We start from the raw sequence: 17446 nt of genomic DNA, 5'->3' as shown, positions 1-17446 counted from the left end.
TAACGTAAAATCATGTCATATTATGACGCTTCATTAATTTTTTTTTAGACAAATAGATGGAAAAGCTGACTATCTTTATTAATCTCTGTAAATGGAAAAGCTTTTTGATTCATACGTTCAATAAGAGGAAAATAGTCTTCTTTATGCTTCACTTCAATCCCCACAAACGCTGGTCCGCTTTCACGGTTATTTTTTTTCGTATATTCAAATCTTGTAATATCGTCTGTTGGCCCTAATACTTCATCAAGGAATTCTCGAAGGGCCCCTGCACGCTGTGGAAAATTTACAATAAAATAGTGTTGAAGTCCTTCGTAAAGCTTTGAACGTTCCTTAATTTCCTGCATGCGTCCAATATCGTTGTTCCCGCCACTTACGATACAAACAATGGTTTTTCCTTTAATTTGATCTTTATACGCATCAAGAGCTGCGATTGAGAGCGCTCCTGCAGGCTCTGCTACAATAGCATTTTCATTGTAAAGAGATAGAATTGTTGTACAAACTTTTCCCTCTGGCACAACTACAATGTCATCAATAACTTGCTGACAGATATGAAATGGCAAACAGCCTACCGTTTTTACTGCTGCTCCGTCTACGAATCCGTCAATATGCTGAAGCGTTTGAACACTTCCTTTTTTTAGAGCTTCATGCATTGAAGGAGCCCCTGCAGGTTCTACACCGACAATTCGTGTTTGAGGAGAAACGCTTTTAATGTAGGTACCGATTCCTGAGATAAGCCCTCCTCCACCAATGCTTGCAAAAACGTAATCAAAATCTTTCTCTGTATCATTTAGCATTTCAACTGCAACTGTTCCTTGTCCTGCAATGACATCAGGATCATCAAACGGATGAATGAACGTTCTTCCTTCTTCTACACCACACTCTGCCGCTTTAGCATAAGCATCATCAAATGTGTCGCCCGTTAAGACAACTTCTACAAATTCTTTTCCTAAAAATGTAACCCGATTAATCTTTTGTTTAGGAGTTGTGGCAGGCATAAAAATCTTTCCGTCGATTTTTAAATGTTGACAGGCATATGCAACTCCTTGCGCATGGTTTCCTGCGCTTGCACAAACAATGCCGTTTTCTCGTTCTTTTTTTGATAGCTTTTTGATTTTATTATAAGCTCCGCGAATTTTAAAGGAACGGACGTTTTGTAAATCTTCTCTTTTTAAATAAACTTCACATTCATAGCGCTCTGATAAAAGATCACTTTTTTGAAGAGGCGTATGTTCCACAACATCTTTAATTGTTTGATGAGCGATCAACACATCCTCAAGATGAATGTTTTTCTTTGTTTCTACTTGCTGGCTCATAATCAACTTCCTTCCTTTTCATTCCCTTTTTAATTTGTACATTATAGCACAAAAAATTAAGAAAAATCACTATATTTTATAAATTTCATCATTTCACTATATGAAAATTACATAAACTAACAGATAATCCTATTAAAACTTCTTATATTAAGGAAGAACTCCCTTTTTAATAGAAAAGTGAGAAGGAGATTGCAGATGGAATTCACCCTAAAAATAAAGAAAGTGCGATCCCTTGTTTAGGAACGCTTGATGATGAAAATGATTGTTATATGGTTCGAAAAGAAGATACAAGCGGAGAAGTTTTTAATAGTCCAGCTTATAGCTTAGGTTTCAGTTCATTAGCATGAAGATGATTTTGTAGACTCAGATTCTTTTCATCATATGATGAAAGAGCTTGATAAATACGAAGAAGAGACGCATTTGCAATAAAAAAAAGAGGATCATGATTGATCCTCTTTTTCTGCGTCCTCTTTTAGAAGGCCACCTTGAAGGGCTTCTTCTACTTTTTTAATCAACTGCGGTTTTGTGATAGTATCATCTAAATGCTCCCTTATTGGGGAACCAATATGAACAGACAGCGTACTCGGACGAATGCGAAATGTTCCTTGCTCATCAATTTCTTTCGTTCCATCAATAGAAACTGGCACAATGGGCACCCCAGCTTCTACTGCCATTGAAAGGTCTTCTCCGTTAAGATGATGCAAATCCTTGGAACCTTTTTCTTTATGTTCAGCAAATACAAGCAGTGAATGACCTTGTGTTAATAAATGAATTCCTGTGCGATAAGCTTCTTTCATTCTTGCACTATCATTGCGATCCATAAGGACGCAATGCATAGAGTTCATCCATTGATTCCATAGCGGATAGTTTTCAAACTTTTGCTTTGAGAAGAAACCAAAAGGCTTTTGAATATAGCCTAAAAGAGCTGGAATATCGTATGGGCCTTGATAGTTACTAACAAATAATACAGGCTCATCCAACAGCCTCTCTTTTTTGTTTACTTCTACTTTGGATCCAGTTAATTCAATAACTCTACGTCCCCATTTTTTTGGTTTATCATGCACTTCCTTGTCCCGTTTTGCAGGCGACATTAAAGGTGGAAGATTTCGAACACGATTTAGCTCAGATAAACTAAAAAAAAGAGAAGAAAGTGAATAACCACCAATATAAATTGTACGAATCATGTTGGAACCCCCTTTAAAAGCTGGTTTTCCCTCTTTCTCGTCCTATTTTCATCCGAGAAGTGTAATGCTAGCTTCGTTCATAGACAACAAATTCATAATCATAAGCATTTTTTTCATCTTTTTTATGCTCTTTAGAATCTATTATCTTCCATTCTTCTTTTGAAAATACAGGAAAATGTGTATCTCCATCAAACGTAGCACGAATGTGGGTAACATACAAACGATCTGCAACAGGCAGTAGCTGTTCATAAAGACGAGCTCCTCCGATAATAAACAGCTCCTCATTCGAATGGTTTGCCATTTCTTTCAGCTCGTCCAATGAATGAATAACCGTTACACCTTCTTCTTGGAATGATGTACTGTGCGTTAACACAACGTTCTTCCGTTTTGGAAGAGGTCTACCAATCGACTCATATGTTTTTCTTCCCATTACAATTGTATGATTTGTTGTCACCTTTTTAAAATAAGCAAGGTCAGCAGGAAGATGCCATGGTAAAGCATTATCTTTTCCAATCAGATTATTGTCATCCATTGCAACGATGAAAGAAATCATACGCTAACAGCTCCTTTTATATGCGGATGTGGATCATATCCAACAAGCTCAAAATCGTCATACGTAAAATCAAAGATGTTCTTAACGTCTTTATTAATTTTCATTTTTGGCAGCGAACGCTCTTCACGTGTAAGTTGCAGCTTTACTTGTTCAATGTGATTTGTATAAATGTGTGCATCACCGAGCGTATGAATAAATTCTCCTATTTCTAGATCACACGCCTGGGCAATCATCATTGTTAAAAGAGCATATGACGCAATATTAAACGGGACACCTAAGAACACGTCAGCAGAACGCTGATAAAGCTGGCAAGATAGTTTACCATCTGCTACATAAAACTGAAACAGGCAGTGACATGGAGGAAGCGCCATATTCTCGATATCAGCTACGTTCCAGGCGCTTACGATAAGACGACGTGAATCTGGTGTTTCTTTAATCTGTTTTATGAGATTTGAAATCTGGTCAATGCTTTCTCCGTTTGATGTCGGCCATGAGCGCCATTGATGTCCATATACAGGACCAAGCTCCCCTTTTTCATCTGCCCATTCATTCCAGATTCTTACTCCGTTCTCCTGCAAATAGGCAACATTTGTGTCTCCTGCTAAAAACCAAAGAAGCTCATGAATAATAGACTTTACATGAAGCTTTTTTGTTGTTACAAGTGGAAAACCTTCTTTAAGATCAAAGCGCATTTGATAACCGAACGTACTGATTGTTCCCGTTCCTGTTCGATCCTCTTTTTTCGTACCGTTGTTTAAAATGTGTTGACATAAATCTAAATATTGTTTCACTTTGATCCCTTCCTCTCACTTACTTCTTATCATTAATCAAAAACGATCGTTTTATTTCCATAAACAAGAATACGATCTTCTAAATGCCATTTTACACCGCGAGCTAAAACGCTTTTCTCAACAGAACGACCAATTCTTTTTAGTTCTTCTATGGAATCACGGTGGTCAACTCGCTCAATATCTTGCTCAACAATCGGACCTTGATCAAGCTCATCTGTTACATAATGAGCCGTTGCCCCAATAAGCTTTACACCGCGCTCATATGCACGTTCATATGGTTTTGCTCCAACGAATGCAGGTAAAAAAGAATGATGAATATTCATAACGCGATTCGGATGTCTTATGACAAAATCAGAAGATAAAATTTGCATATAGCGAGCTAAAATCACAAAATCAATTTCGTTGCTTTCTAAAAGTTCAAGCTGTGCTTTTTCTGCTTCTGGCTTTGTTTCTTTTGTAACTGGAATATAGTGAAAAGGAATGCCTTTGCTTTCTACGAACTCTCGCATTGTTTCATGGTTACTAACAACCATCGCTATATCTGTATAAAGCTCTCCTCGCTCGTAGTTCCAAAGAAGTTCCTGTAAGCAGTGATCTTCTTTAGAAACAAAGATCGCTGTCTTTTTGCGATTTGAAGCTGATTGTAGCTGCCAGTCCATTTCAAAAGATGAAGCAACTTCATGAAATGACTTCTTAAGTTCGCTGTAACGCTTTTGAAAATCAGGGCATTCAAACTCTATTCTCATAAAAAAAAGACCATCAGTATGACTTGTTGAATATTGATTTGATTCAACAATGTTTGCTTTACACTCGAAAAGCCACTGAGACACTTTTGCGACAATCCCTGGTTTGTCGTTACAACTAATAAGCAGTCTTCCTCTATTTTGATATCTATGTGTTACATATTCGAATTTTTTTTGGCGATAACTGTTCATCTTTCTTCCTCACTTCTCCATCCATTTTTGTTTCTTCAACATATGTAAAAACTGAATATCCTTTTGATTCCAAGAGCACGTTTATTTTATCTTATTTTTTAACCTTTTTCAAAAGCCATTTAATATAGATTTTAGTGTAGCATACCGCTTTTTCTTTTTCTATGAAAAAGATAAGGTAAAAAGGGCGCAATAAAAAAAGCGTTCGTATTTCTACGACGCTTCTTCGATGTTTAATTTAGCCATTTTGGCGGCATATTTTGATTCCAATAAATTTTCCCTAAATCATAATGTTTCTGAAAGCCGTCTTCACTTTTATGATAATGAAAGTTAAACCAATACCCGTCTTTTGGCGGATGATCTCTTCTAACGTGAAAACGAATGATATCTTCTCCTGTTTCCCGATTATATACATTAAAAATTTTTTCTCCATATCCTCCAGAAGGAGACTCGGTAATTCCTAAGTTGGACAACTCTACTTCGTCAGCTTGTTCTGATACCTCTGTTAAAGCCTCTTCAATCTTTGGTAGAATTGCTTCTCTAAATTCCTCTTCAATAACAGGTGAAATTTTGGTTCCAAACTTTTGAAATGACTGACTTTCTGCTTCAGCTAAAGCATTTGTTACAAAGTCTTCTTTTGAAAGAGGTGGACTATAAGAATAAGAGGTTTCTTCACTATATGGAATTGCTACATCTTCAATATAACTTTGCTTTTCAGGCTTGTCCGCTTTTACATCGTCTATATACAAGTAATCTGGCGGACTAACAAGGCCAAACGTAAACACCGTAATTAACACAATAAACGTCTTTCGCAACCATCTTGGCATACACTTTCTCCCCCTCTTTACGACATGCACCACTACTCCGAACATACTTTTTCTTTATTTTATCATTTTTTAAAAAGAGTCTCCTAAACTTTTCAGATTTTTAACAAAAGTAATGAAGGTGAAAACTCTCTTAAAATCTTTGCAATATTTCTACTTTTTCATATAACGGTTGAATTAGGCTAAAAGTTTCATTTTTTTTAAAAAGAGTTCTTTTGTGAAATGCTATGTAAAAAGGAGATGAATGAAGTGGATATTATTCTTGTCATTTCATTGTGTATTGTTCTCGTCTATAATATTACCCTTACACTTTTTGATTAAAGCTCAATTTTGAGTAGGTTTTTTACACTATAGTGGAAAAGAGCCGTTTTTCGTTTATGAACATCAAAATTTAAAGTATTAAAAAGAGGGCTTCTGAAATGATCTTTTAAAACAACTCTTTTTCTTGCAACTCGGCACGCTTCCTTCACCATCTTTTTTGTCACAGGATGGTGAAGAGCGAGCGGACGAAGACTTTCAATTCCTGCTGATTCTTCCACAGTTTGATGAAACATCGGGTCAAAATACACAACGTCAAACGACTTATCTTCACAGGAAATCAAATACTTTTCGCTTTCTTCTGCGATTACTTCTATTCTTTTCATTGCAAGGTTCAATTCAGCAATAGATGTTTCCCAGCTTTTTAATCCTTCTTTTACAATGTAAGCAACATAGCGATTGCCTTCTGTTCCAACGACTTTTCCTCTTTCTCCAACAGCAAGACTTGCCATAGTACTGTCAGAGGCAAGGCCAAGCGTACAGTCTAAGAATGAATCTCCTTCTTTAAGATTTACAGCCTCCAAAAATGGATCCCTCTCTCCTTTTATCCAACGTTTTGCACGAAACATGGCTGAATTAGGATGAAAGAAAAAAGGTTCACTACTCTCTTTATAAAAAAGCTCAAGTCTTTCTTTTCCAACGACGAGAATGTTACAATCCCTCTCGTCTCTAAGCTTTGATATCGAGCGCTTTCTTCGTTCTTCAAACGGAACTTTAAGGACCTTTGAGATCTTATAAGCCCGTTCAATCATCTCTTGATTTGTTCGTCCAGCAGTTGTCACAATCATCTCTTTCGTCCCTTACATGTATTTTGAACGTCAAAAAAGAGTGTCACTAGACACTCTTTCCCGCTTACTTACAATGTGTATTTAGTCCTGTAATAATATTTTCCATAATGCTTTCAAGCGCATGATCTTCAATGTTATGACGAGGAATAAAATGAACAACTTCTTTTCCTTTTAGCACCGCCATTGATGGAGAAGAAGGCTCAATATCTGTAAAATATTCTCTCATTTTAGCTGTTGCCTCTTTATCTTGTCCTGCAAAAACCGTTACAAGATGATCTGGCTTTACTTCACTATACAAAACAGCTTGCGTAGCAGCTGGACGAGCAAGACCTGCTGCACATCCACAAACAGAGTTTACAACAACAAGCGTTGTTCCTTCAACATGCTCCATAAAGTCTTCTACTTCTTCAGCTGTTGTCAATTCACTAAAACCTGCCCGAACAAGCTCCTCACGCATCGGCTTGACAAGTTGACGCATATATTCTTCATATGCCATTGACATAATTCATTCCTCCTTATTCCTTGACGGTAACAGCATACTATAAAAGAGGGCAAAAAATCAACGAGCTTGCGCTAAATTCGACAATATTTTTACTATTCATTTCAAAAAGAAACCTCAGCAGTGCCAAGGTTTCTTCCTTATATTATTTTGAAAAAGTTGTCTCTTTTTTTGCTGTTTTTTCAAATTTATCTGTTACAGCTCCTTCTGATGAGCATGATACAAGGTGTGCATATTTCCCTAATACGCCTTTTGTATGAAGGGGTTTTGGTGTCCAAGCATCACGGCGTGCTTTTAATTCTTGCTCTGAAACGTTCATTGATACGGTCTGAGCAATAGAATCAATTGTGACTTCATCACCTGTTTGCAGCAAAGCAATTGGGCCTCCAACTTGTGCTTCAGGCGCAATGTGCCCTACAACAAGTCCATGTGTTCCACCTGAGAAACGCCCGTCTGTTAGAAGCGCTACTTTTTCTCCAAGTCCTTTTCCAACGAGCATTGAAGAAATGGAAAGCATCTCAGGCATCCCTGGTCCGCCTTTTGGTCCGACATGGCGAATAACTAAAACATCGCCTTCCTTAATTTCATCATCTACAATTGCTTTTGTTGCTTCTGCTTCTGAATCATATACTTTCGCAGGGCCTGTATGGACTTTTACCTTTACTCCGCACATTTTTGCCACAGCACCACTTGGAGCAAGATTTCCTTTTAAGATAATAAGTGGGCCGTCTTTTCGTAGCGGCTGATCAAGAGGAACGATAATGTCCTGTCCTTCTGCTAGATCTTGTGCTTCCTCTAAGTTTTCAGCAAGCGTTTTTCCTGTTACCGTTAAGCAATCTCCGTGAAGATAACCTGCTTTATATAGCATTTTCATAACAGCTGGTATCCCACCAATGTTGTGAAGATCTTGCATCACGTATCTTCCACTTGGCTTTAAGTCTGCAATATGTGGTACTTTCTTTTGAATACGATCAAAGTCTTCGATTGTTAAATCAACCCCAACAGAATGAGAAATTGCAAGAAGGTGAAGTACAGCATTTGTAGAACCACCAAGCGCCATTACAACTGTAATCGCATTTTCAAATGCTTCTTTTGTCATAATATCTTTTGGATATATGCCTTTTTCAAGCAAGTTATAAACAGCTTGTCCTGCTTTATAGCAATCTTCTGACTTTTCTTTCGACTCTGCTGGGTTTGAAGAACTTCCAGGTAAGCTCATTCCAAGAGCTTCAACAGCAGATGCCATTGTATTTGCTGTATACATACCACCACATGAACCAGATCCAGGACATGCATTACATTCAATTTTGTTTAGTTCTTTTCCGTCAATATCACCTTTATTGTATTGACCAATTCCTTCAAAAACAGAAACAATGTCAATGTCTTTTCCATTATGTTTTCCAGGAGCAATCGTTCCTCCGTATACAAAAACAGCTGGTACGTCTGTACGTGCAATTGAGATCATACAGCCTGGAATGTTTTTATCACATCCTCCAATTGCAACGTAGCCATCTAGGTTTTCAGCCCCAATTACAGTTTCAATAGAATCAGCAATTACTTCACGACTTGAAAGAGAATATCTCATACCGTCTGTTCCCATTGAAATTCCATCGGAAACAGTAATGGTATTAAAGATCATTGGAGCACCTCCAGCTTCACGAGCTCCTTTCTTTGCCTCAACTGCCAAATCATCAATGTGAATGTTACATGGCGTTACTTCACTCCACGTACTAGCAATCCCAATCATTGGTTTTTTAAAATCTTCATCTTTAAAACCAACCGCACGAAGCATGGCACGGTTAGGTGCCTTTTTCACATCGTCACTAATCACTTTACTTTTAATTCTTAAATCTTTTTTCACTACAATGTCCCCCAAATCAATTGTTATTGTTAAATAATATAGTACTTTTTAAGAGTGATTGCAATAATATTCTCAATTTTTTATTTTATATAATTTTTCTGTTAATATAAAACAGTTCATTCCATTCTTTTCTATCCTCTTACGGAAGCGCTTTATTATTTTTATATAATAAAAAAAGTAAAGGGGAACTCCCCTTTACTCTCTAGCGTTTACGCGCTTCTGTCATTTGCTTCCAAACAGAACCTTTTGCTTCTTCCCCACCTTGAATACGCTCAATAGCAAGTTTGATTTGCATACTGACTTCAAATTCCGGATCATCTTCAGCAGCTTTTAAAGCTGGTAAGGCACTTTCATCTCCAACTTCATATAAAAACATAGCTGCACGCCAGCGAACTAATTTACTTTTATCTTCTAATGCCTCTATCGCTGCAGGCATAGCTTCTACAAATCCTAAGTCTGATAAACAGTCTGCTGCTGTTCTTCTAACCGTTACAGATTTGTCTTTTAATGCTTTATCAAGATATGGAAGCACGCTTTGTTCTTCAATCATGCCAAGATAAACTGTAGCAAGACGTCGAATTGACACTTTGCTGTCTTCTAATGCTTTGTTTAAAAGAGGAAGATCTTCAATAGTTGGATCCATCTGTTCTAAATGTGCATAGCGCTTTGTCCAATCTTCATCTTCAAACATTTCAAGCGTAACCTTATAGCTTTTACGTTCTACAACCGCTGATTTTGTTTCTCCTTTTTGTGAAGAGCTAACAAGTTCTTCTAAGCGTTCCTCTGGATATGCAGCATCAATTTCACTTGCAACTTCCTTTGCGATTTCCTCAAGATCACCATAGCGAACTCCATGATCTTTCCATTTTCGTTCAAGTACAACGTTGTCATCTTCTCGCTGAGCCTTCACAACTGCTTCTTTGAATCGAGCTGGCAGACCTTCACGCTTTTCCGTTTCTCCATCTGTTAGCTTAATCTGCATGGGGATACCTTTGAAAAGTTGAAGAGAAACGTTCACTTCACCAAAATGCTCATCAACTTTATCCTGTTTTTCTTCACCTTCTACTTCTTCACCAAATAAAGCACGCACTTTTGGTAAGATTTCTTTCCAATCAAATTTTGCATTACGCTCTACTGCCAAAAAGTCAGCTACATGATAAACGCCTTTCACGCCATCAATTTCCATCAAATCTTGAATAATCTTTGGTGCTTGCTCAACGTTTGTCCCATTATAGTTGTTGCTTTTACCAGCTGGAAGCTCACTATCAAGCGTGACTTTCATCGTGTTTGGACTTGGTGTAGGTTCAATTGACTTAATGTTCATGTTTCCACTGCTCCTTTTTTTACTTCTTAAGGGGATTGTAACACACTTACCCGTTCAGCTCTTCTATAAGCTCTGAAAGCTCTGCCCAGCGCTCAATTGCTTGTTCAAGTTGCTCATTCAACTCCTGTTCACGGTTCATAAGCTTTTGAGCTTTTTCATAATTTGTGCCAACTTCAGCAAGGTCACTTGCGACAGTTTCAAGCTCTGTTTCAAGCTCAGGTATTTTTTCTTCAAGCTCCGCCCACTCTCGTTTTTCATTGTAAGACAAGCGGCGTTTCTTTTTCTCTTGTGAAGTCGTTTCTTTTGGCTTTTGTTTCTGAACCGTTTTCTTTTTTGTACTTTCTTCTAAAAGCTCACTATATGAACGAAGATATGTCGAAACTTCTCCTTCTCCTTTGAAAACAAATAAGTAGTGCGCAATTTTATCTAAAAAGTAGCGATCATGTGAAACAGTAATAACAACGCCAGGAAACTCTTCAATATAGTCTTCAAGAACTGTAAGTGTTTCTGTATCAAGATCGTTTGTCGGCTCATCAAGTAGCAGGACATTTGGTGATGTCATTAAAAGACGAAGAAGGTAAAGGCGACGTCTTTCTCCTCCTGAAAGCTTTCGAATTGGTGTGCCGTGCGTATGAGTTGGGAATAAGAAACGTTCAAGCATTTGAGAAACAGAAATAGTTTTTCCATCTGTTGTTTGAACAACTTCCGCTCCCTCTTTTACATAATCAATCATACGCTGGCTAAGATCAATTTCTTCACTTTCTTGTGTATAATAAGCAACTTTCACTGTCTGGCCTTGCTCAATTTCCCCATGATCAGGTTGAGTTTTCCCTGCAATCATATTTAAAAGCGTTGATTTACCGCTTCCGTTATATCCTACAATACCAATATGGTCGCCTCTTTGAATAATATGAGAAAAATCTTTGATAAGCAAACGATCTCCAAAGGATTTGTTCACTTCTGTAAACTCCACTACTTTTTTACCAAGTCTACTTCCTGATAAACTAATTGAAAGTTTATCATCTTGGCTATGATCAAGACGCCCTTCAATATCTTCAAAGCGCTGAATGCGTGCTTTTTGCTTTGTTGAACGTGCTTTAGCTCCACGTCTAATCCAAGCTAGTTCATTGCGGTAAAGATTGCGAAGCTTTGCCTGACTTTGGCGCTCTTCTTCTTCTCTTTGTGCTCTTCCTTCAAGAAAAGATTGATAGTTTCCTGTGTACGTGTATATATTTCCTTCATGTAGTTCAAAAATGCGGTTTGTAACGCCATCAAGGAAATAGCGATCATGCGTCACAAGTAAAACAGCCCCGCTATATCGTACAAGATAATCTTGCAGCCACCCAATAACTTCATAATCAAGATGGTTTGTTGGCTCATCTAAAATGAGTAAATCAGGCGTTTCAATTAAGCATTGAGCAAGAGCTACTCGCTTTTTTTGCCCTCCTGATAAGTTGCCCATTTTTTGACGAACATCATGAATACCAAGCTTAGATAAGATAGCTTGAACATTTGCATTTGTGTCCCATGCATTCATTGCATCCATTCGTTGTTGAAGAGCATAAAGATTTTCTTGATGTCCTTCATTTTCTGGATGCTTTTCAAGATCATAGAGAGCTTTATCATACTTTTTCAGCAGCTCAAACATTGGAGTACTGCTCGTAAATACTTGCTCAATAACTGTCAAATTCTCATTAACTTCCGGATGCTGTGCTAAATAACTAATTGTATAATCTTTTGAATGAGAGATTTCTCCTTGATCGTCTGTATCAAGGCCTGCAATAATTTTTAATAGCGTTGATTTGCCTGTTCCATTAACACCGATAATACCAATGCGCTCACGTTCACTAATTGTAAAGCTTATATTGTTAAAGAGAAGCTTTTCTCCATATGTTTTTGTCATGTTTTCAACTGTTAGCATCTTCATTTGTACCATTCCATTCTTCCTTAAATTTCTCTAAAAACGTCCTCATAAAACGATGACGATCTGTTGCAAGCTCAACTGCCTTTTTGGTGTTCATCTTTCCTTTTAAAAGGAGAAGTTTTTCATAAAAGTGTCCAATAACGCTTGACGGATTGTGACGATATTCATCTTCTGTCATCGCTGTTCTAGGCATCTCGTCCTCTTTAAACAAAACATGACCTTTGGCCCCTCCATACGTAAACGCTCTTGCAATTCCAATCGCCCCAATAGCGTCAAGTCTATCTGCGTCTTGAACAATTTTCCCCTCTATTGTAGTAGGGGACTCCTCGTTCCCCCCTTTAAAAGAGACGGTTTTAATGATGTGAATAATGTGATTAACATCATTCGTAGGGACCTCACAAGCTCGAAGAAGCTCATCAATACGCTTGTATGCTTCCTCTTCTGAAGAAACAAGTTTTGGGTCTGCACAATCATGAAGGAGTGCTGATAGCTCAATGATTTCCCGGTTACCTCCTTCACGAACAGCAAGGTATAAAGAAAGCCGTCTCACGCGAAAAACATGTTCTAGATCGTGACCAGTTCGATCATCTTTCAACACGGAGCATACAAATTTTTCTACCGTTTTTACTCTTTCTTGTTCGTTCATTTTCTCCTCCGGTACTTTTCTTCTCCCCTATTTTAACACAGTGCCTCAAAAGGATAGGCACTTGCGGATTTTTTTTAGACGATTATCTCTTTTTGTTTTTTTTACATAGGATACTAACGTACGAATTCAAACTACTGAGGAGCTGACAAAATGTTTCGACATAGAAATCACCACTGTTGTATGCCAATGCCAAAACCTATGCCTTGTCACCAGCCAATCATGCACCATATGCCTTGCCATCAGCCAATGACACATCCTACACAACAATTGCCTTACAACATGCCACATGATCATATGATGGGTACTCACAATATGCCTGAACAATATGACGGGATGGACTACAACATGATGCCGCATATGGATGATCAGCAAGTGATGGGAGACTACGATATGGGACATGAACCTCATATGATGAATATGCCGTATGATATGACACCACAGCATATGGATATGCCTCATCACACAATGGGAGATTATGACATGCAAATGCCTCATCACACAATGGGAGACTATGATATGCAAATGCCTCATCATCAACAACTTCCTTACAACATGCCTCACCAAGGTAACCAAATGATGCCTGAGCATCAATACCCTCAGCATTACCCACAAAAACCATCCTGTTCATGTGGGAAAAAGAAGCGTTAACTAAAAAAAGAAGCGGCATTATAGCGCCGCTTCTTTTTTATCTTTCTTGTACAACATCTGTTTTTTCTTCTAAAAGCTGTTCAATATCATGCTCTAAATCTTTCGGAGCCGTTTTTGGACTAAATCGTTGAACAGGCTCACCGTCCTTATCAATTAAAAATTTTGTAAAGTTCCATTTAATAGCTTTCGAACCTAGTATACCTGGTGCTTTTTCAGCTAGGTACTGAAAAAGCGGATGAGCATTATCCCCTTTAACATCTACCTTTGCAAACATTGGGAAGTCAACCCCATAGTTACGCTGACAGAACGATTGAATCTCCTCCTCGCCTCCAGGCTCTTGCCCACCAAATTGATTACAAGGAAAACCTAAGATGACAAAGTTGCGGTCTTTATACTTTTCATATAAATTTTGAAGACCTTCAAACTGTGGAGTAAATCCACATTTGCTTGCTGTATTAACCACAACAATCACTTTTCCTCTATATTGCTCTAGTGACTGTTCTTCACCTTTTATATTTTGAGCTGAAAATTGATAAATGTTCATCTTTATTTCCTCCTATAGGTCAACGAGCTTTCTTTTTCTTTTCCCTTTTTTCAAGAGATGAAACTACCTATATAGTCGTTTATCCAATATTTTTCACACTTTCTGTTGAAACTTCTTGAAGTTGTTCTTATAATAGATTTATTGCAATTTTTCAGATTTTTAGAAACAGGAGGGATATTCCATGCCGATTAACATCCCCTTTGATCTTCCGGCAAAAGAAATACTTACAAGCGAGCGGATCTTCGTAATGGATGAAACAAGAGCTTTCACTCAAGACATTCGTCCATTAAATATCGTCATTTTAAATCTTATGCCTCAAAAAGAAAAGGCTGAAACTCAATTTTTACGCCTGCTTGGAAACTCTCCTCTTCAAGTGAATATAACGCTTATTCATCCTGAAACACACCAAGCAAAAACAACGAGTAAAACTCATCTTGAGCGCTTTTATTCAACGTTCCCACAGATTAAGCATCAAAAATTTGACGGGATGATTATTACAGGAGCTCCTGTTGAACATATGCCATTTCGCGACGTTACGTACTGGCACGAGCTCTGTGAAATTATGGACTGGTGTAAAACTAACGTCACTTCTACTATGCACGTATGCTGGGGTGCACAAGCTGGGCTTTACCATCATTTTGGAATTGATAAAATCCCTCTTGATAAAAAGTGTGCAGGTGTTTTTTCTCATACTTCCATTGCTGAACCAGTAAAACTGCTCAGAGGGTTTGATGATCTATTTTTCTCTCCTCATTCACGTCATACAGATGTAGATATAGAAGAAGTCAAAAGGCATCCTGACCTTGAGCTTCTTTCTTCATCAGAAGAAGCAGGCGCTTATTTAATGATGTCTCGTGATGAGAAGTTTATTTTTGTAACGGGACATCCTGAATATGATGTCCAAACGTTAAAAGAAGAATATGACCGAGATATCCAAAAAGGACTGGAAATTCAAGTCCCACGTCATTATTTCCCAAACAATGACCCTGCAAGCTCTCCGCTTAAAACATGGCGTTCACATGCCAATCTTTTATTTATGAATTGGCTTAACTATTATGTTTATCAAGAAACGCCTTACAATTGGAATTGAAAGAACCGCTTGGCCGCATTACATCAGTAAAAGAAAGAGCATCTACTGCTCTTTCTTTTTTTCTAGCACAAAAAGCCAAAAGAAGGATAAGGCTTGTTGAAGTGGCCGAGAAAGTTTGTCAGCTTCGTTCTTTTGTACGCCTGTCTTATAAACAGGATAACCATCAAGAACGTCCCATCCATTTTCAGAAGACATACGTTCAAATTCCCACGGCATCATTGTGTTGCAAATCACGTCTTTTCCATACAAGCGATCATAGCTGTTTGACCTTGGCCCTGCTGTAGGCCCTAAAATTGCAACAAAAGCCTTTCCTCCCTTTTTTAATACTCTTTTTAATTCTTGTAGAGAAGAAAGTGGAGTTTCTGTCCACTCCAATGCATTAATGACCATTGCTCCATCGAATTCTTCGTCTCCGAAAGGAAGAGAGGCAAAATCACCTTGAACAAAATTCAATCCCTCTTGTCCAAAAAGCTCTGCTGCTTTCTCAATCATTTTAGAAGACAAATCAACTCCTGTTACATTTATATTTTTGCTATGTAAAAGAGAAGAACCAAATCCATCGCCACAGCCAACATCAAGATATTTTTCACCTTTTTGTGCGAACTTCTCAATTGTTGGAATTACAATACTCCTGCTTCCTGTTTCCCACATTTCTTTACTTTTGCTATTCCATATATTTGCTTGATTGTCCCATTTTTCTTTCGATATTTCATGCCATTTAAATTGTTTCTCCATCTCTGTATCCTCCTCTTTCTCTCCCTTTTCTTTTATAATACATAAATTTATCGATGACTCAAATATTAAAGATTAAAGAAGGAGGAAAGTTTATGGAACAAAAACAGTTTGTTGCTGTGCAAAAAAATGCTGATGGAGATCTGACAGCATTCAAAACTTCCGATGGTTCTTTGCTTTCATATGAAGAAGCTCTGCAAGAAGTTTTAGCAGGTTCAATTGCTAACGTCAGCGCATTTAAAGGAAAAGATGGGGAAACTTATATAAGAAGCAACCCTGATAATCGAAAAGATAATAATCTCGATCAACTACCTCTATTCTAAAAGGAGTGTCCTTAGATGACTAAAAAACCAAACAAAGGCAGCATGAATCAAAACTCTCCAAAACTTCAGCACTATTTAGTTGAATCAGGAGAAGAAATCACGAGCGGTGATAATAGCAAAGGAAACAAACATAACAAAGATCAATCAAGCAAAACAAAAGAAAAGAAGCTTCATCGTAAAAGATAACAAAAAACCACGCCAAGTGCGTGGTTTTACATTTGCTGTCTTATTTTAGTTTTTGTGACCCCTTTAAACTGTGGATAAGCAATCCCCACAAAAATAAGAATTAATCCTGTCCACTGTAAGGATGAAATAGACTCATGAAGAAAGATCCCTGAACAAATAACAGCTGTTGGAAGCTCTGCAGCTCCTAAAATACTTCCAATTCCAGGATCCACTTTAGGCATACCAAGTGCAAAAAGCAACGGTGGCAAGCATGCTCCAAAAAGACCGAGCATGCTTCCCCACAGCCACAGTCCTTCCCCTAAATCTCCGTCAAACACAAAAGTTGGCTGAAGGACAATAAATGTTAACACAACTGCTCCAATACTCATGTAAGCACTGCGCTGAATAGGCGGTACACTCACTTCTACTTTGCCACTAGAAAAAATAAATAAAGCAAAAGACAATGCAGCAAGAAGCCCAAGTGCAATTCCTTTTGGATCTAATTGAAGTCCTTTTCCTTCTAGCAAAGCACCAGCTAGCACTGTTCCTCCTAAAAGAAACAGAGCGGATACAACGTACCGAGCACTTGGTCGTTTTTTAGCAAAAATACTTTCTAACAAAATCCCCATCCATGTAAATTGGAAAAGAAGAACAATAGCAATTGAAGCTGGAATGGTTTTTAAAGCATTATAATAAAGCACGCTCGTTGAAAATGTGAAACATCCAACAGCAATCAGCTTCATCTTTTGTTTCCATGTTAAACGATTACGCTTACAAAATAAATTTAACACCCACAGAAGCACCGCACCAATTAACATCTGACTTCCAATTACATTTTCAACACCGAATCCTTTTGAATAAGAGATTTTCACAATGGTTGATAAAATTCCATAGCTGCATGAACCAGCAAGCACGAATAAAATAGCTTTCATGTCTTCCTTCTCCTTTATTTGAACTAAAAGAGGGCTTTTCACTCAGAAAAGCCCT

At 37.8% G+C, this 17446-nt stretch carries 19 protein-coding genes; 4 read left to right on the top strand and 15 right to left on the bottom strand.

Going from position 1 to position 17446, the window contains the following annotated elements; all coding sequences use genetic code 11:
* Window positions 1–44: 44 nt before the first annotated feature.
* The 12 genes from ilvA to B9N79_RS15215 form a co-directional block, all read right to left on the bottom strand.
* Complete coding sequence (ilvA, locus tag B9N79_RS15275; protein ID WP_019393186.1) at window positions 45–1313, bottom strand: threonine ammonia-lyase IlvA; 1269 nt, start codon at window positions 1311–1313, stop codon at window positions 45–47.
* Window positions 1314–1753: 440 nt separating this feature from the next.
* Window positions 1754–2497 carry a lysophospholipid acyltransferase family protein gene (locus B9N79_RS15265; RefSeq protein WP_019393184.1) on the bottom strand — a complete coding sequence of 248 codons (744 nt, stop codon included), beginning with the start codon at window positions 2495–2497 and terminating at the stop codon, window positions 1754–1756.
* Between the two features lie 67 nt (window positions 2498–2564).
* Entirely contained in the window at window positions 2565–3050 is a 486-nt protein-coding gene (gene folA, locus B9N79_RS15260) for a type 3 dihydrofolate reductase (RefSeq protein WP_046216797.1), read from the bottom strand.
* Window positions 3047–3841 (bottom strand): thymidylate synthase, encoded by a 795-nt coding sequence (locus B9N79_RS15255; protein WP_040058176.1) that lies wholly within the window; start codon window positions 3839–3841, stop codon window positions 3047–3049. Before B9N79_RS15255 ends, folA begins: the two co-directional genes overlap by 4 nt.
* 32 nt (window positions 3842–3873) lie before the next feature.
* Window positions 3874–4776 (bottom strand): formyltetrahydrofolate deformylase, encoded by a 903-nt coding sequence (gene purU / locus B9N79_RS15250; protein WP_026009624.1) that lies wholly within the window; start codon window positions 4774–4776, stop codon window positions 3874–3876.
* Window positions 4777–5006: 230 nt separating this feature from the next.
* Window positions 5007–5600, bottom strand: coding sequence for a YpjP family protein (locus B9N79_RS15245; RefSeq protein ID WP_019393180.1), 594 nt, complete (start codon window positions 5598–5600; stop codon window positions 5007–5009).
* A gap of 314 nt (window positions 5601–5914) precedes the next feature.
* Entirely contained in the window at window positions 5915–6703 is a 789-nt protein-coding gene (locus B9N79_RS15240; RefSeq protein ID WP_085118663.1) for a class I SAM-dependent methyltransferase, read from the bottom strand.
* Window positions 6704–6767: 64 nt separating this feature from the next.
* Window positions 6768–7205: a BrxA/BrxB family bacilliredoxin gene (locus B9N79_RS15235; protein ID WP_019393178.1), complete on the bottom strand. Its 438-nt coding sequence runs from the start codon at window positions 7203–7205 to the stop codon at window positions 6768–6770.
* A gap of 142 nt (window positions 7206–7347) precedes the next feature.
* Entirely contained in the window at window positions 7348–9063 is a 1716-nt protein-coding gene (ilvD, locus tag B9N79_RS15230; RefSeq protein WP_046216796.1) for a dihydroxy-acid dehydratase, read from the bottom strand.
* A 202-nt stretch (window positions 9064–9265) separates the two neighbouring features.
* A complete protein-coding gene (locus B9N79_RS15225) occupies window positions 9266–10387 on the bottom strand; it encodes a conserved virulence factor C family protein (RefSeq protein WP_040058179.1) in 1122 nt (373 codons plus the stop codon).
* A gap of 46 nt (window positions 10388–10433) precedes the next feature.
* Window positions 10434–12314: an ABC-F family ATP-binding cassette domain-containing protein gene (locus tag B9N79_RS15220; protein ID WP_046217459.1), complete on the bottom strand. Its 1881-nt coding sequence runs from the start codon at window positions 12312–12314 to the stop codon at window positions 10434–10436.
* A complete protein-coding gene (locus B9N79_RS15215; protein ID WP_085118660.1) occupies window positions 12295–12957 on the bottom strand; it encodes an HD domain-containing protein in 663 nt (220 codons plus the stop codon). Before B9N79_RS15215 ends, B9N79_RS15220 begins: the two co-directional genes overlap by 20 nt.
* Window positions 12958–13107: 150 nt before the next feature.
* On the opposite strand from B9N79_RS15215, the gene B9N79_RS15210 reads away from it, so the two are divergent.
* On the top strand, window positions 13108–13605 hold the full coding sequence (locus tag B9N79_RS15210) for a hypothetical protein (RefSeq protein WP_046216795.1): 498 nt from the start codon (window positions 13108–13110) through the stop codon (window positions 13603–13605).
* A 37-nt stretch (window positions 13606–13642) separates the two neighbouring features.
* Here B9N79_RS15210 and B9N79_RS15205 read toward each other — a convergent pair whose 3' ends face one another.
* Complete coding sequence (locus tag B9N79_RS15205) at window positions 13643–14149, bottom strand: glutathione peroxidase (protein WP_019393172.1); 507 nt, start codon at window positions 14147–14149, stop codon at window positions 13643–13645.
* Between the two features lie 181 nt (window positions 14150–14330).
* Between B9N79_RS15205 and metA the strand changes: the two genes are divergently transcribed.
* A complete protein-coding gene (gene metA, locus B9N79_RS15200; protein ID WP_040058181.1) occupies window positions 14331–15239 on the top strand; it encodes a homoserine O-acetyltransferase MetA in 909 nt (302 codons plus the stop codon).
* 42 nt (window positions 15240–15281) lie between these two features.
* Here metA and B9N79_RS15195 read toward each other — a convergent pair whose 3' ends face one another.
* A complete protein-coding gene (locus B9N79_RS15195; protein ID WP_040058182.1) occupies window positions 15282–15974 on the bottom strand; it encodes a class I SAM-dependent methyltransferase in 693 nt (230 codons plus the stop codon).
* Window positions 15975–16066: 92 nt separating this feature from the next.
* Here B9N79_RS15195 and B9N79_RS15190 point away from each other — a divergent pair, with 92 nt between their 5' ends.
* Together B9N79_RS15190 and B9N79_RS26180 are read left to right on the top strand one after the other, a co-directional pair.
* Window positions 16067–16294, top strand: a complete 228-nt coding sequence (locus B9N79_RS15190; protein WP_019393169.1) for a DUF3892 domain-containing protein — start codon at window positions 16067–16069, stop codon at window positions 16292–16294.
* A 15-nt stretch (window positions 16295–16309) separates the two neighbouring features.
* On the top strand, window positions 16310–16480 hold the full coding sequence (locus B9N79_RS26180) for a hypothetical protein (RefSeq protein ID WP_019393168.1): 171 nt from the start codon (window positions 16310–16312) through the stop codon (window positions 16478–16480).
* A gap of 26 nt (window positions 16481–16506) precedes the next feature.
* Here the strand turns inward: B9N79_RS26180 and B9N79_RS15185 are convergent, their stop codons facing one another.
* Complete coding sequence (locus B9N79_RS15185; RefSeq protein WP_026009621.1) at window positions 16507–17391, bottom strand: EamA family transporter; 885 nt, start codon at window positions 17389–17391, stop codon at window positions 16507–16509.
* Window positions 17392–17446: the final 55 nt, after the last annotated feature.

It is taken from the genome of Priestia filamentosa (assembly GCF_900177535.1).
Lineage (GTDB): Bacteria > Bacillota > Bacilli > Bacillales > Bacillaceae_H > Bacillus_I > Bacillus_I filamentosa.
The sequence above is the reverse complement of the archived record's forward strand: the minus strand, read 5'-3'. Positions and strand labels throughout refer to the sequence as shown.

Bases quoted from the DNA above. Each gene is read 5' to 3' on its own strand.
- B9N79_RS15245 (WP_019393180.1), bottom strand. From the start codon at position 5,600: ATGCCAAGATGGTTGCGAAAGACGTTTATTGTGTTAATTACGGTGTTT.
- B9N79_RS15225 (WP_040058179.1), bottom strand. From the start codon at position 10,387: ATGAACATTAAGTCAATTGAACCTACACCAAGTCCAAACACGATGAAA.
- B9N79_RS15205 (WP_019393172.1), bottom strand. From the start codon at position 14,149: ATGAACATTTATCAATTTTCAGCTCAAAATATAAAAGGTGAAGAACAG.
- B9N79_RS15240 (WP_085118663.1), bottom strand. From the start codon at position 6,703: ATGATTGTGACAACTGCTGGACGAACAAATCAAGAGATGATTGAACGG.
- B9N79_RS15190 (WP_019393169.1), top strand. From the start codon at position 16,067: ATGGAACAAAAACAGTTTGTTGCTGTGCAAAAAAATGCTGATGGAGAT.
- B9N79_RS15215 (WP_085118660.1), bottom strand. From the start codon at position 12,957: ATGAACGAACAAGAAAGAGTAAAAACGGTAGAAAAATTTGTATGCTCC.
- B9N79_RS26180 (WP_019393168.1), top strand. From the start codon at position 16,310: ATGACTAAAAAACCAAACAAAGGCAGCATGAATCAAAACTCTCCAAAA.
- B9N79_RS15220 (WP_046217459.1), bottom strand. From the start codon at position 12,314: ATGAAGATGCTAACAGTTGAAAACATGACAAAAACATATGGAGAAAAG.
- folA (WP_046216797.1), bottom strand. From the start codon at position 3,050: ATGATTTCTTTCATCGTTGCAATGGATGACAATAATCTGATTGGAAAA.
- B9N79_RS15195 (WP_040058182.1), bottom strand. From the start codon at position 15,974: ATGGAGAAACAATTTAAATGGCATGAAATATCGAAAGAAAAATGGGAC.
- B9N79_RS15235 (WP_019393178.1), bottom strand. From the start codon at position 7,205: ATGTCAATGGCATATGAAGAATATATGCGTCAACTTGTCAAGCCGATG.
- B9N79_RS15265 (WP_019393184.1), bottom strand. From the start codon at position 2,497: ATGATTCGTACAATTTATATTGGTGGTTATTCACTTTCTTCTCTTTTT.
- ilvA (WP_019393186.1), bottom strand. From the start codon at position 1,313: ATGAGCCAGCAAGTAGAAACAAAGAAAAACATTCATCTTGAGGATGTG.
- B9N79_RS15185 (WP_026009621.1), bottom strand. From the start codon at position 17,391: ATGAAAGCTATTTTATTCGTGCTTGCTGGTTCATGCAGCTATGGAATT.
- purU (WP_026009624.1), bottom strand. From the start codon at position 4,776: ATGAACAGTTATCGCCAAAAAAAATTCGAATATGTAACACATAGATAT.
- metA (WP_040058181.1), top strand. From the start codon at position 14,331: ATGCCGATTAACATCCCCTTTGATCTTCCGGCAAAAGAAATACTTACA.
- B9N79_RS15210 (WP_046216795.1), top strand. From the start codon at position 13,108: ATGTTTCGACATAGAAATCACCACTGTTGTATGCCAATGCCAAAACCT.